We start from the raw sequence: 13,240 nt of genomic DNA, 5'->3' as shown, positions 1-13,240 counted from the left end.
GCGTTATTTACTCTGGTGTGATTCAAGCGTACTCTGCGCCTGTTGCGCAGCATCACCGATACCAGGTATTTGTACAAATAAACTCAGCAGCCAGACCACAAGAGCAACAACAACCGTACCGCCTAACACACTTCCCAGACCGAAGAATATACCTCGAAAGAAATTCATGCGGTAGATGTGCCTTCGGTCATCATAAAAATCGTTAAACAATTCCTCAAGAAGCGCGCGTCGAGCGCCCATGCGTTGATCACGAGTAGCTTTGTGTAAGGGGGATTTGTCAGACATGATTATTTCTTAGACTTTGATTTCGTGGATTTCGCAGAAGTTTTTTTCTTAGCAGGTGCTTTTGAAGTCTTTTTTTTCAAATCCTTAGCAGTCTTTTTGATGTCACTCCGGGTTTGCTTGCCGCTTTTTGGTGCGACTAAAACACCCGCCACAACACCAGCAACTGCTCCAACGATTGCTCCTAGTGCTATTTTCTTACCCATCATTTATCCTTTCGTTTTTTGAATTTCGTTGCCTGCTCCATGACAGTATTCAGCAGTAGTTTTACATCGCGCATACGGCGAGCACCAGTAACGAATCCTTCGACGGCATCAGAGGTGCGCTTGGCCGATTCAGTAACAGATTTAATCTGCATCGTTACACGGATTAAAAGGACGACTAAAATGATACCCAGTATCAAAAAAGCTGCTAGGAAGATTGCTAGGATGATAACGAGAACGTATGCCCAGTCCATAACTTTAGTATAGCATGGTTATTGCTTAAGTCTGCCTACTAGATAATCGCGCAATGCGTCGCTCATATCTTCATGTCGTAAACCGAAGTCAATCACTGTTTTAATGTATTCAAGCTTGTTACCGGTATCATAATAAGTACCGTCTTTGATTGCGCATGCCAGGTACTCATAGCCCTCATCTATCATCTGCTGCATAATTGGTTGTAAAAGAAATTCGTCTTTTCCATCATACGTATTTTGAGCATTCTCAATGTAATCAAAAATCTTTCCTGTCAGCAAATAACTACTGACTGATGCAAGATTCGACGGTGTGTTCATTTTGCCAGGTTTCTCAACGATATGCGACATTTTTATTAGCCCTTCACTCAGCTCATCTCCCGCGACAATACCGTAGCGATCGTACTCTTCATCATCAACGACAGTTTTACAGGTTAGTACCGGCTTGTTGTGTTCTGTATATATATCAATCATTTGTTTGAATCGGCTTGGAGATGCAACGATAAAATCGTCAGCAAAGGTATAAATAAATGGCTCATCCTCTGAAATTAAATGGCTTGCGCAAGCAAGTGGCGTGGCATTGCCATAAGGACCTTTTTGTCGAATGTAAATAAAGTTCGCCAGATTAGATACACCGTTCAAAATATCTATAAACGGCTGTTTCTTTGGGCCGCCGGCACGCAAATTAGCAAGCAAGTCCTCGCTCGGTACGTCAAAATGGTCTTCTATAGCGCGCTTGTTACTGCTTCCGACAATGATAATATCTTTGATCCCAGCCTCTACAAGTTCCTCTACTACATACTGAATAATCGGCTTATCAATGAGTGGAAGCATCTCCTTAGGCATAGCCTTAGTTTGTGGCAAAAACCTCGTACCGAAGCCCGCCGCGGCTATGATTGCTTTGGTTGGTTTTTTCATGCTATAGCCTCTCCCTTATTAGCTTTTGTGCCAGAGCCGGATTTGCCTTGCCTTGCGACTTTTTCATGATCTGCCCCACTAGGAATCCGATAGCCTTGTCATTACCCGCCCTTATGTCTTCTACAGCTTTCATACTTGCAGGATCGTTTAAGACTTCGTCTACTATGGCCGCTATGGCTCCTTCGTCGCTCACTTGAAGTAAGTTTTTTTCCTCGGCGATTTCGCGTGGCGTTTTGTCGCTGACGAGTAATTCGTTAAAGACTTCTTTTGCTGCAGTACTAGAAAGTTCATTGGCGTCTACCATCCTAGATAGTTCTACAAAATTCTCAGGTACGAACACGCTGGCAATTTCAGCCGTCTCGTCATCAGTCGATACGCCACTCGCAAACCAATGCGCCACGCGCCTTGCCGCATCATCACCGGCATTATCTTGAATAGACGTAATCAACTCCGCATAACTATGGTGCGCCAAAAGCGACTCAACGACCGACTTGTCGACGCCTAGTTTTGACCACTTCTCACGGAAAAACGGCGGCAACTTCGGCATGTCTTTTTGTATTTCTGCGATTCGCTCATCAGACAGAACGATCGGCGGTATGTCTGGGTCGGGCATGTAGCGGTAATCTTGGGCGTCTTCTTTGCTTCGTTGACTCGTCGTTTTACCAGTTGCGTCATCCCAGCCACGAGTTTCCTGTACGACTCTCTCACCCTTTTCAAGAAGTGAAACCTGACGCTTAAACTCGTACTCGGCTGCGCGCTCCACGCTGCGGAATGAGTTAAGATTTTTTACTTCGGCACGTTTACCAAGCTCGGTTGCGCCTTCGGGGGCGACTGAAATATTCACGTCGAAACGCATATTGCCATGGTATAAATCACCAAATGTCACGCCTGCATATGTCATAAGCTTATGAAGTTCAGACGCGAAGGCCTTGGCCTCTTGTGGCGAGTGCATGTCCGGCTCAGAAACAACTTCAATCAACGGCGTGCCGGCACGGTTAAGGTCGACGAGGCTATAGTCGCCATAATGCGAAAGTTTGCCGGCGTCCATCTCAATGTGGGCGTGATGAATACGCACATGAACCGAACTGCCGTCCTCCATTGGCGCCTCTACAAAACCTTCAAGGATTGTCGGATGGTACATCTGCGTTATCTGATAGCCATTTGGCAAATCAGGATAAAAGTAGTGTTTGCGATCAAAACGACTAACGTTTGCAATTTTGGCATTCATAGCCATTCCAGCGAGTACCGCAAGCTCGACAGTACGGTTATTTAACACGGGCAGCATGCCGGGTAGACCGTAATCGATCGGATGAACGACGCTGTTCGGATTCTTATCTCGGGCGTCGTTGTCAGCTGGACTGAAAAGCTTGGTCAGCGTCGCCAGCTGAACATGGCATTCTATACCTATAGTCATCTTGTAGTTCACTAGATAGCCCCCAAATCCTTTAGCGTGTGCTTAAAGCCGCTCAACGCGCGCCGAGTCTGATCATAGCTGACACGAACACCTGTTTCATGAGCTATGCGGTTGCGCAGTTTGTGTGCGGTCCATAAATCGTTGCGATGCGACAGCTGGCCACGCGTCGACTTGATGCGATCTCCCATCGTTTGCCCGCCATAGCCACGATCACGCAGCGCCTGATCAACTAGTTTATCGGCATTTAAAATTGCCAGGTGATACGTTGCTTCTTCGCCTTTTACAAGTGACTGCTCGATGGCAAGCCAATTTACACGGTATTTATCGACGTCGAGCTTGCCGCCACGTTTGCTAAACGTAATCAAAGCAAACATCACTACACCAAGCACAATGACGATTGCGAATAATATGATAATACTTGCGTCCATTATTTGTTTTCCTCCATGCTTTTTGCTAGAGCGAGCAGCTGAGCATCGGCCTTTCGTTGACCAATAAGCTGCACACCCACGGGTAGGTTCTCGCTTGTGGTGCCGGCAGGCACGCTAATTGCGGGCAAACCAGCCAAGCTTGCTGGCACGGTCATGACGTCCGCCAGGTACATTTTGACCGGGTCCGCAGTGTTTTCGCCCAGCTTGAAGGCGGGTGTCGGACTTACTGGCCCAATAAGCGCATCATACTGAGTAAATAGTTCGTTAAATTCATTAATGAGTAACGTTCGCGCCTTTTGCGCTTGCATGTAATAAGCGTCAAAGAAACCACTCGATAACACGTAGCTGCCTATCATAATACGTCGCTTGTTTTCTGCCACAAATCCTTGATCACGAGACTTACCGTAAAGTTCAGATAAATCAGTATTGTCGGCACGCACTCCGTACCGTACGCCATCGTAGCGAGCCAGGTTGCTGCTGATTTCAGCCGGTACGATGATGTAGTACATGGCAAGCGTGTACTTTACGATCGGCAAGCTGACTTCCTCGACAGTATGACCAGCGGCTCTTAATTTCTCTGCGTATTCCAATACGCGTGCTTTTACATCCGCATCAACGTCATCTGTCATAAACTCTTTAATGATACCGATCTTCTGGCCTGCCTTCACTTCTGACGGGGCGAAAAAGTCCGGCAATGTCGTCATGTCGCTACTGTCGCGACCAGCCATAATGTCCATCACTAATTCAGCGTCCGCTGCGTTCGTCGTGAAACAACCGATCGTATCGGTACTGCTTGCCATTGCAACTACGCCAAAGCGACTAACCGTTCCGTACGTCGGTTTTACGCCGATAACGCCATTAAAACTGGCTGGTTGTCGAATAGAACCGCCCGTATCGCTACCTAGTGTGAATGGCACGATGCTAAGTGCCACGGCGACTGCCGAACCGCCCGATGAGCCACCTGAGACACGGGATTTATCTACCGAGTTAAGAGTAGGACCAAAGGCAGAGTTTTCGGTACTTCCGCCATGTGCAAATGCATCAAGATTCGCCTTGCCTATGCAAATCGCGCCTTCTGCCTCTAAGCGTTCTATAGCTGTCGCTTGAAGCGGCGCGGTAAAATTCGCAAGTATATTACTCGCCGCAGTCGTTGGTGAGCCGAATGCCAGAAAGTTATCTTTTGCCACGAACGGTACCCCAGCCAGTCGGCCGGCGATATCACCGCTGTCTACTTTGGCGGCACGCTCAAGTGCTCGCTCTTCAGTAAGTGACAATAGCGTATGAAATTCTTCGTGATCCTTGGCGGCCGCCAAGGCCTTTTTAACATTTTCGACAGCAGAAGACCCAATGTAGTCAGAAATTTTTGACATTTACAGTACCTTTGGAACTTTTATTTGGTTGTTTAGTTGCTCTGGAGCTAGCGCTAATAATTCGTCGCGACCGACAGATGATTTTGTGACGACATCGTCGCGTCCGATATTTTCGAGATCAGTTACCTGATATGTCGGTTCGACACCTTCTGTATTAAGTTCACTCAGCTGATTAATATATTCAAGTATGTTACCCAAATCCGCTTGTAGCGCGCCAATTTCATCATCAGACAACTGCAGACTAGACAGTTGCGCCAAATGAAGTACATCATCGCGAGTGATAGTGGTGGTCATAACGCTCATTATAGCATATTGACTACGGTCATAGCTGCACTTTATATGCCCCTTGGTTTACTCTTCTATTCCCAGCGGAACACACGAAAGGCGATAAAGTAGATGACTATCATCCAAATCCCCATCAGCCCAAGTTGCGGGGTGATTTCCCATAGATGCTTGCCTTCAGTAGCGATCAAGCGAATACCATCAATAATCGGAGTTAGCGGTAGAAATCCTGAAAATGTTTGTAACCATTCCGGCATCAAAAACCGTGGGAAAAACGTACCCGACAGAAACATCATCGGAAACACGATGATGTTTGAAAGTGGGGCCGCCTGGCGTTCATTTTTAGCCCAGCCGCCCAAAGCCAGGCCAATACCGAGTATCGTAATGACACCAAGCATCAAAAATATGACAAGTTCGAGTGGATTACCGACGATCTTAAGATGAAACACCAAGATGGCAACAATAAACATAGCAGAGAGCGCAAATGAACCGACTATAAGCTGACCAATCATTGTCGACATAAAATATTGCCACACCCGAAGAGGAGTCGTACTGAGCCGTCTTAAGATACCCATCTTTTTAAGTTCCGGAAAAACATTCATCGGTCCAAAAATACCCATACCTATAATCGAAAACCCTAGAAGGCCTGCGAATGTATAGTCGAACGCAGACAGACTTTTTTGGCTTAGCTGTTCAGTCTTTACAGTAAACGGCGCCTGTACGGACACGAGTTTAGAATTTATAACCTTGAATTGGCTTTCTAGAACTGAGCTCAGTGCGACCCCAGACTGCGTATTATTTTGCGTGTAGATTACTTGCGCCTGTCCACTTGGTATCTTTTGACCCGTCTTGACCGTTCCGAAATCACTCGGCAAAACTATAGCTGCGTCCAACTGCGACTTTGTCATCAGTTCCTTTGCGCCACTCAGCGTAGTCGTGTTTTTATCAATCTTAAATATTTTACTTTCCTTAGCCTGCTTGACGAAGTTACGCGCAAAAGTACTGTCTGATTGGTTAATGAGTGCAATGCGAAATGATACGTCGCTACCACCAGAATTGAGACTACCAAACACAAAAAGAAAAATCAGAGGAAATATAACCGTGAAAAAAATAGCCAGTCGATCGCGGAAATATCGCTTAGTGTTAATTCGAACAAACGTTTTGACTGTAAATAGTGATTTACTCAAATTACTCATCGCGCAACCCCTTTCCAGTCAGGTCAATAAATACGTCTTCTAGGTTAGCCTGCTCAACTTCTTGCTTTTTCTTAAAACCACGTTTCAACAAATCTTTGATTAGATTTATTGGCGTATCAATTGCAACTATTTTGCCATTATCCATGACAGCGATTCGGTCACACAATACTTCCGCTTCATCCATATAGTGCGTTGTTAAGACGACGCTAATACCCTTGTCGCGAACCTTTTCTATCAAGTCCCAAAGATGACGCCGAGCTTGCGGATCAAGCCCTGTCGTTGGTTCATCCAAAAAGAACACCTTTGGTCCATGCACCAGCGCCGTCGTGATGCTAAGACGCTGCTTCTGTCCACCGGAAAGCTCCTCTACATAACTATCTGCTTTATCTTCCAGATCGACGTCTTTTAGAAACGCAATCGGGTCAACCTTTTCGCCGTAAGCAGCTGCAAACATCTCGATAACTTCTTTGAGTTTGGTTTTATCTTGAAATCCAGGTGATTGCGGCTGAACTCCTATGATGTACTTAATTTGTTGAGGATCTTTCGCCACATCGATACCGTCGATTTTTACTGAACCACCATCAATTGGCAGCAACGTCTCCATCATTTCAAGTGTCGTCGTTTTGCCTGCGCCATTCGGACCTAAGATACCGAAGACCTCACCTTTTTTTACATCAAAAGTAATGCCGTCAACGGCTTGCTTGTCGCCATATCGCTTTTGTAAATCTTTTACTTCAATCATTAAACTCATGAAGACTATTCTACTCCAGAATTAAGCGCTCTGCTATACTGTGACTAATGTTTAAAATAAAAAGCAGAAGTAAAAAACAAAAGGCACTTCTGCAACTCGGATGGGAATTTATAAAACTTCAGATTGCCGGCAATATCCCATTCTGGGGAACATACCTCATTTTCGCAGCCTTAGACAAGCTTTTCATGGCCAACTATTACCAAGCACTCCTCGTGGCCACCGTTGCGTCTTACACACTATTCTTTGTCGTTGACGACCGCTGGGTTTTTAGTTCAGTACGTAAAAAACGCCGAACGTCCACTGAAGTGTTTCGATTTATCGTATTTATGAGCTTTACCGCGTTGCTTACGTTCAACATCACCCTGCAACTTCATGATCTCTTTGGCATATCCGTCTACGTCGGCCAATTTATATCTGCAGGCATCTCAATCCTGTGGACATTCGTAGGTCTTAAATTTTGGGTGTTTTCTACACCCCGTCGCCATAAACACTCGCCTAGTAAACGATTGTCACGTACTACTTAGAATATAGGCTCATCGAATTAACATTCGAACAATTTTTTACCACTACTTATAGAAGGGGTCTTCGACTGTATCGTTTTTTGGATCTTCTGGTAGCTGCGGATTAACCTGTATTGATGTGTCAGATTCAACCTCTTGGGTGTGTGTGTCACCATATGTTCCGGCCGAGTTGTCGTGTATTTGAAATTCCGGCGACGATGACTGTGGCGGAGGCGTCGGTTGCACAGGCATTTGGGGCGGTACCGGCGGGCCAAACGGCTGAGAAGGCTGAACAGGTGGTAGTGGCATAGAAGGCGCTGTCTGCACGGGCGCTACAGGTGAAGCGACGGACATATCGTCTGTTGCTACACCATAGTGACCCACCTGCAGGTTACCAATGCGACGTTTATGTACAAATAGTGCAACGGCTGAAGCAATCGTGAGTGTAATCGCCACTCCCAACGTCCATATCATTACTATCGCAAGCTCATTCATTAGTGATGTATCGAGCTTCGTACCTTCCCCTGCTGCAGCCTGCTTTTGAAGCGGGCTAGCCCAGCGATTAAAAGAGTACATACTACCAGCAGACTGGAACAACCCTGCACTTGCTGTGTAGTTCGCATTGAAGTACCGGTCAACTGCGCCAAACCAATCTTGTGATATCGGGCTTCCAGTTTGCAGGCTAATATTATTGTCATCCAGAAGCTTCAGCAACTCTGACGCCGTGCGAACAGTACCGTTTGCAAAACATGATCCATCTGGACAATACGACAAACCGTAAACCGCAAAACCAACGAGCTGGCCATCCGTATTAAATACCGGCGCGCCGTCGTTACCTGGTAATACAGGAGTATCTGTCTGAATCAATGGTTGGCCCCCGTTATTCTGCTGATATACTTGCTCAACCTTACTACTAGTAACAACGGGAATGTTTCGAATCTTATCAATTTCCAATGAGCTGTCAGTGTAGGCCGGATATCCAATCGTACTCAAAGCATCGTTTGTTTTAACTGTTTGCTTCGAGGCGACCGGTACATCAGGGAAGCTGCCGCTAACTTTCAGTAAGCCAACATCTACTTGAGGTGTTTTACTCCCGAACACTTCTTGAATAGATTTGCTAGCATCGTAGTCAGAAGCTACATATTTAGCGCTCAGTACGGTATCCGAATATGCGAATGACGGCTTGTTGGTATCGCTATGATTAATGACTATCGGCTGGTCGGCTGGTTGAACAGCGTACGTATACTGCTCGTCAATCGGTACAATAAAATCGTTTGGTATGACAGATGCGATATTCTCAATTTTTGAAAGCGCCTCCTGGTCACCGATTGAAGCACCGGTCTCTAAATAGTCCGCATCAGACTGCAAGATTATTTGGGCCTTCACAAGATAATCAAGTATACGCTGCAAACGATCGAGCATAGTTGATTGATCAGGAGCAAAATTTATGTAGCCATCGATCAGCGCCTTTTTCTGTGAACGTATAGCATGACCAGTTGTTGCAATGTATCCATCCTTCGACACGAACACGCCGCTCGACACACTTCCCGTACAAGCATCCGTTAGAGTAGCAGCGGTGTCGCCGCTCTGGTATTTAAGCGATACATTCGCACAATACAACGTACCAATCCTTACTACGCTTGGTTGTGATTTCGCAATCGCCTTCAAGCTGCCGGCATTACTATAATATGGCGGCGTTATTGAAAGTAGTGGCGACTCGCTTGTATTTCCATCATTAGAGTTTGTCGCATCGGTGCCAGAATCTATTGTCGCCTGTGCCAATCGGGCGAGCGGGTATGCAAATGATACTTTTTTGGTTTTAGTGTTCGATGTTTTGTCAGCAGGGGTTGTAGTTGTCGTCGACGAGCCGCCTAGAGTTGTCTGTGGCTGGTCGAACATAATGGAATTAAATACTTGCTCAACTAAACTGGCCGCGCTAACACTCGTGGGACGAACGCCAGTTACACATATGGAATATGGCTGACTGTATTGAATCGTGTAGTAGCAGTCGTCGTATCGAACGTCGGACACTCTATGATTGTCGTTGGTGGTTGTGTAACGGACCATCTGATAATCAACGCTGCCGACGGTAGTCGTAATCGGCTTTGATACATCAATTGTTACGACGGTATTGTCGTCAAGCACTTTCTGGGCCTGTCGCTTATCTTCGTCGATTTTTACAAATAGACTAAGTTGCGACAAGTTTTTATTTTCCGGTATCGCAGCTTCTTTAGCTAGGTCCTTTGCGGTTACTGTTGCGAACAGTTCAAGTTGTGGCGGAATAGGCTTTAGTGTGCGTACGCTACTAACACTCTCGGTAGGGCGTATACGTACATAGTTATAGGCTCGCTGCACGCGCAAGTCGTTATTTTCGTACGTCTGGCCGTTCGCTTTCGCATCGCTGTTATCTGTACCTGCCGAGCTATCTCCAACTTCGGCATAACTGTCGTAAATGCGATTGTCATAGTTAAGAGTAAAGCCAAGCATTGAGGTTACGTTAACTCGTTTCAATGTTTGATCCGGCGGCTGAAGGATATCGGCTAATTTCTGTCGAGCCGGCTGATCAACTGCCGTCGTTTTCGGAAGTACAAAAAATAACCCACCCCCTACCAACACGGCAACTATGGCCGTTATAATGAGGGCCCATTTGACTACACGACCAAGTGGCGACTGCCGCTCGTATACTTTTTGTCGTATAGCGTCAGACTCCTTCGGTATGTATGGGTTTGTCGACGAATCATCCATGCTTATGCTTTAGTGTAGCATAACAGGCATGACAAGTGTAGCTCGATTACATTTTTGAACGAATTTCCGAGATCAAATCGCGAAGCTCTGCCGCTTTTTCGAATTCCAGATTAGCACTCGCAAGATCCATCTGACCTGACAAGTCTTTAATAAGGCTTGCGTACTCATCTTTTGGTATCTTTTTGAGATCAAGTTTTGGCTTGTCATCGGCTTTTTTCGGAATAATAGCCCTCAAACCTTCACTAATCTCCTTTTCAATCGAAACCGGAGTGATGTTGTGGTCGACGTTGTACTTTTCCTGAATGGAACGACGACGATTAGTTTCGTCGATTGCCGCCTGCATAGAACGCGTTATTTTATCGGCATACAGAAAAACTGTGCCGTCAATATGACGAGCTGCACGACCAATCGTCTGTATAAGTGCACTTTCGCTACGCAAAAAACCTTCTTTATCAGCATCCATAATTGCTACCATACTCACTTCCGGTAAATCGAGCCCTTCACGGAGCAAGTTAATGCCGACCAATACATCATATACACCACTACGAAGATCGTTTAATATATCACCTCGTTCCATCGTATCTACATCACTATGTATATACGCTGTTTTAATATCTAAGTCTTGCAAATATTGGCTCAGGTCTTCGGCCATACGTTTCGTGAGCGTCGTTACGAGTACGCGCTGACCCTTTGCTGTTCTATCTCGAATTTCAGCAATCAAATCATCAATTTGTCCCTTAGTCGGCTTAATGACGATCTGCGGATCAAGCAGACCAGTCGGGCGAATAATCTGCTGCGCTGGTGCGGGGCTATGCGCTAGCTCATAATCCCCTGGTGTGGCAGATACATAAATCGCCTGATTAACATGTCTCTCGAACTCATCAAACCGAAGCGGCCTGTTGTCGAGAGCCGACGGTAAACGGAAGCCATAATCTACCAGCACCTCTTTGCGCGCTCGGTCGCCGTTATACATACCCCTTACCTGGGGTAGTGATTGGTGACTTTCGTCTACCAATAGCAGCCAGTCGTCTGGAAAGTAATCAAGCAATGTTGCCGGCTGCTCGCCAGGCTCGCGATTCGTTAAGTACCGGCTGTAGTTTTCAATACCCTTCACAAATCCGGTTTGCTCCAGCATCTCAATGTCATACTTTGTTCTCTGGGCAAGCCGTTGCGCTTCCAAATGTTTGTCATGATCCGTAAACCATTTCAGTCGACTATCAAACTCGTCTTTTATCTTTTCGATGGCAAACGCCAGCTTTTCCTTTGGCGTAACATAGTGGCTTGATGGAAATATCTGTAACTCGTTTGGCTCACCCAATATCTCACCCGTAAGTGGATCAATGCGCGTTATACGGTCTATTTGATCTCCGAAAAATTCAATTCTGTAGGCTACATCGCTTCCTGCCGGAAATACGTCAACCACATCGCCCTTTACACGAAATGTGCCACGATGAAAATCTATATCGTTACGCTGATACTGAATATCGGTCAACTGGCGTACGAATTTGTCCTGCAATCTCCGCTCCCCTGTCGTGAGGTGGATTGACATGTCCGCATAATCATCAGGGTTACCTATGCCGTATATACAACTAACACTCGCCACGATTATGGTGTCACGTCGTGTTAATAGCGCAGTTGTCGCTGCATGGCGCAAGCGATCAATCTCATCATTTATCTTGCTGTCTTTTTCAATATAAGTATCACTGGAACTTATGTATGCCTCGGGCTGGTAGTAGTCAAAATAGCTGACAAAGTAATGAACTTCGTTATCTGGAAAAAACGCCTTGAATTCACTATACAACTGAGCAGCAAGGGTTTTGTTGTGCGCCAGCACCAAAGTTGGTGTCTGACGATTCTGAATAATATTTGCCATGGTAAAAGTTTTACCACTACCAGTCACGCCTAGGAGCGTTTGTTCATGCTCGCCATTTTCCAAACCTTTGACCAATTGAGCAATAGCCGTCGGCTGATCACCTGTCGGCTGGTAGTTCGTCTCAAGTCGGAATTTTTGACTCATCTATATCATTATAGACTAGTCATCTTTATTTACTCATAATGAGCAGAGAGCAAAATTGCCTTTGCCTGCTGGAAACTAGTGCCCTTCAACTGCGCTTTTGCCTCATTCAGTGACGAGAAAATCTTTGGCGTTGACTTTATACTAAACGTAACCGTACCAAATAAAAAAATAGTTCCATTCTGCTGTCCGTTTATGTAGCTGTCGCCTGTTATATTACCGTTTATCCGTGTTACTGTTTGCTTTTTTGCTAGCGTAAGGGAATTATGAAGAACAAGCTGAGGAATATAGCCTTTGATAACACTGTTGACGATAGGCTCGCTCGGATCGGGAAATACACCCTTGACGCTAGTTGTCACAACTTCGCTAACATAGACGCCGTTTGACCGATCTTTATCATATTGACTTGACGCTACTTCTCCGAAGTGCGGTACCTTCTGAGAGCTAATAATAGTCACTGGACCTTCGGGCATAGGTCCGCAACACGAGCCGTCATTAGCGCCAATGCCCGACTGAAATGCAAGAACAACCGTGTTTTCTGGATCAGCGATAGTAAATGCATCTTTCGAATCTCCACTTAGTTCATCCACCTGTTTGATAGTCCACTTTTCAGGATATTCAAAACAGACTTTTTCGAATGTAGCACAATAAGTTTTTTTCTTAACCTCAACGATTTCAGCTTTTACCACATCGCTCTTTGTTGACTTATTTGACTGTACGGCTCCTCGAGTAGGACCATTTACAATAAAATTCTGCCAAAATATAAATCCAACCGAGCCGATGAGTCCAAGTGTTAAAAGTATGATAATAACTGCATGTACGCTTCCTGTCTGTTTTTGCATGGAAGTATGTTCCTTTATTTATTGGTTATGCTTATATGGAGTAT

The 13,240-nt window shown here is 45.6% G+C and carries 14 protein-coding genes; 1 reads left to right on the top strand and 13 read right to left on the bottom strand.

The window, feature by feature from the left end; translation table 11 throughout:
* Positions 1-3 precede the first annotated feature (3 nt).
* The 10 genes from H6797_02465 to H6797_02420 all read right to left on the bottom strand — a co-directional run bounded on the left by H6797_02465 (position 4) and on the right by H6797_02420 (position 7,095).
* Positions 4-285 carry a hypothetical protein gene (locus tag H6797_02465; protein ID USN97032.1) on the bottom strand — a complete coding sequence of 94 codons (282 nt, stop codon included), beginning with the start codon at positions 283-285 and terminating at the stop codon, positions 4-6.
* Positions 286-287: 2 nt separating this feature from the next.
* Complete coding sequence (locus tag H6797_02460; GenBank protein USN97031.1) at positions 288-491, bottom strand: YtxH domain-containing protein; 204 nt, start codon at positions 489-491, stop codon at positions 288-290.
* Positions 488-739, bottom strand: a complete 252-nt coding sequence (locus H6797_02455) for a hypothetical protein (GenBank protein USN97030.1) — start codon at positions 737-739, stop codon at positions 488-490. Before H6797_02455 ends, H6797_02460 begins: the two co-directional genes overlap by 4 nt.
* A gap of 18 nt (positions 740-757) precedes the next feature.
* Complete coding sequence (locus tag H6797_02450) at positions 758-1,654, bottom strand: NTP transferase domain-containing protein (protein USN97029.1); 897 nt, start codon at positions 1,652-1,654, stop codon at positions 758-760.
* Position 1,655: 1 nt separating this feature from the next.
* Positions 1,656-3,068, bottom strand: a complete 1,413-nt coding sequence (gene gatB / locus H6797_02445) for an Asp-tRNA(Asn)/Glu-tRNA(Gln) amidotransferase subunit GatB (GenBank protein USN97101.1) — start codon at positions 3,066-3,068, stop codon at positions 1,656-1,658.
* Between the two features lie 11 nt (positions 3,069-3,079).
* Positions 3,080-3,496 carry a hypothetical protein gene (locus H6797_02440; protein USN97028.1) on the bottom strand — a complete coding sequence of 139 codons (417 nt, stop codon included), beginning with the start codon at positions 3,494-3,496 and terminating at the stop codon, positions 3,080-3,082.
* Positions 3,496-4,866 (bottom strand): Asp-tRNA(Asn)/Glu-tRNA(Gln) amidotransferase subunit GatA, encoded by a 1,371-nt coding sequence (gene gatA / locus H6797_02435; protein ID USN97027.1) that lies wholly within the window; start codon positions 4,864-4,866, stop codon positions 3,496-3,498. Before gatA ends, H6797_02440 begins: the two co-directional genes overlap by 1 nt.
* The gene (gene gatC, locus H6797_02430) at positions 4,867-5,160 is read right to left on the bottom strand and encodes an Asp-tRNA(Asn)/Glu-tRNA(Gln) amidotransferase subunit GatC (GenBank protein ID USN97026.1); all 294 of its coding nucleotides are present in this window, start codon (positions 5,158-5,160) and stop codon (positions 4,867-4,869) included. It abuts the gene before it with no gap.
* A gap of 65 nt (positions 5,161-5,225) precedes the next feature.
* Positions 5,226-6,344, bottom strand: a complete 1,119-nt coding sequence (locus H6797_02425) for an ABC transporter permease (GenBank protein USN97025.1) — start codon at positions 6,342-6,344, stop codon at positions 5,226-5,228.
* A complete protein-coding gene (locus H6797_02420) occupies positions 6,337-7,095 on the bottom strand; it encodes an ABC transporter ATP-binding protein (protein USN97024.1) in 759 nt (252 codons plus the stop codon). The genes H6797_02425 and H6797_02420 overlap by 8 nt, the downstream gene beginning before the upstream one ends.
* Before the next feature lie 47 nt (positions 7,096-7,142).
* Here H6797_02420 and H6797_02415 point away from each other — a divergent pair, with 47 nt between their 5' ends.
* Positions 7,143-7,619, top strand: a complete 477-nt coding sequence (locus H6797_02415) for a GtrA family protein (protein USN97023.1) — start codon at positions 7,143-7,145, stop codon at positions 7,617-7,619.
* Between the two features lie 42 nt (positions 7,620-7,661).
* On the opposite strand, the gene H6797_02410 is transcribed toward H6797_02415, so the two are convergent.
* From H6797_02410 to H6797_02400, 3 genes are read right to left on the bottom strand one after another with little or no spacing between them, the layout of a single operon-like run.
* The gene (locus tag H6797_02410) at positions 7,662-10,340 is read right to left on the bottom strand and encodes a trypsin-like peptidase domain-containing protein (GenBank protein USN97022.1); all 2,679 of its coding nucleotides are present in this window, start codon (positions 10,338-10,340) and stop codon (positions 7,662-7,664) included.
* A 46-nt stretch (positions 10,341-10,386) separates the two neighbouring features.
* The gene (gene uvrB / locus H6797_02405; protein ID USN97021.1) at positions 10,387-12,357 is read right to left on the bottom strand and encodes an excinuclease ABC subunit UvrB; all 1,971 of its coding nucleotides are present in this window, start codon (positions 12,355-12,357) and stop codon (positions 10,387-10,389) included.
* 29 nt (positions 12,358-12,386) lie between these two features.
* Positions 12,387-13,196 carry a hypothetical protein gene (locus H6797_02400; protein USN97020.1) on the bottom strand — a complete coding sequence of 270 codons (810 nt, stop codon included), beginning with the start codon at positions 13,194-13,196 and terminating at the stop codon, positions 12,387-12,389.
* Between the last annotated feature and the right edge of the window lie 44 nt (positions 13,197-13,240).

This window comes from Candidatus Nomurabacteria bacterium (assembly GCA_023898645.1).
GTDB lineage: Bacteria > Patescibacteriota > Saccharimonadia > Saccharimonadales > Saccharimonadaceae > UBA2112.
This window is presented reverse-complemented; position numbering and strand designations above follow the sequence as displayed.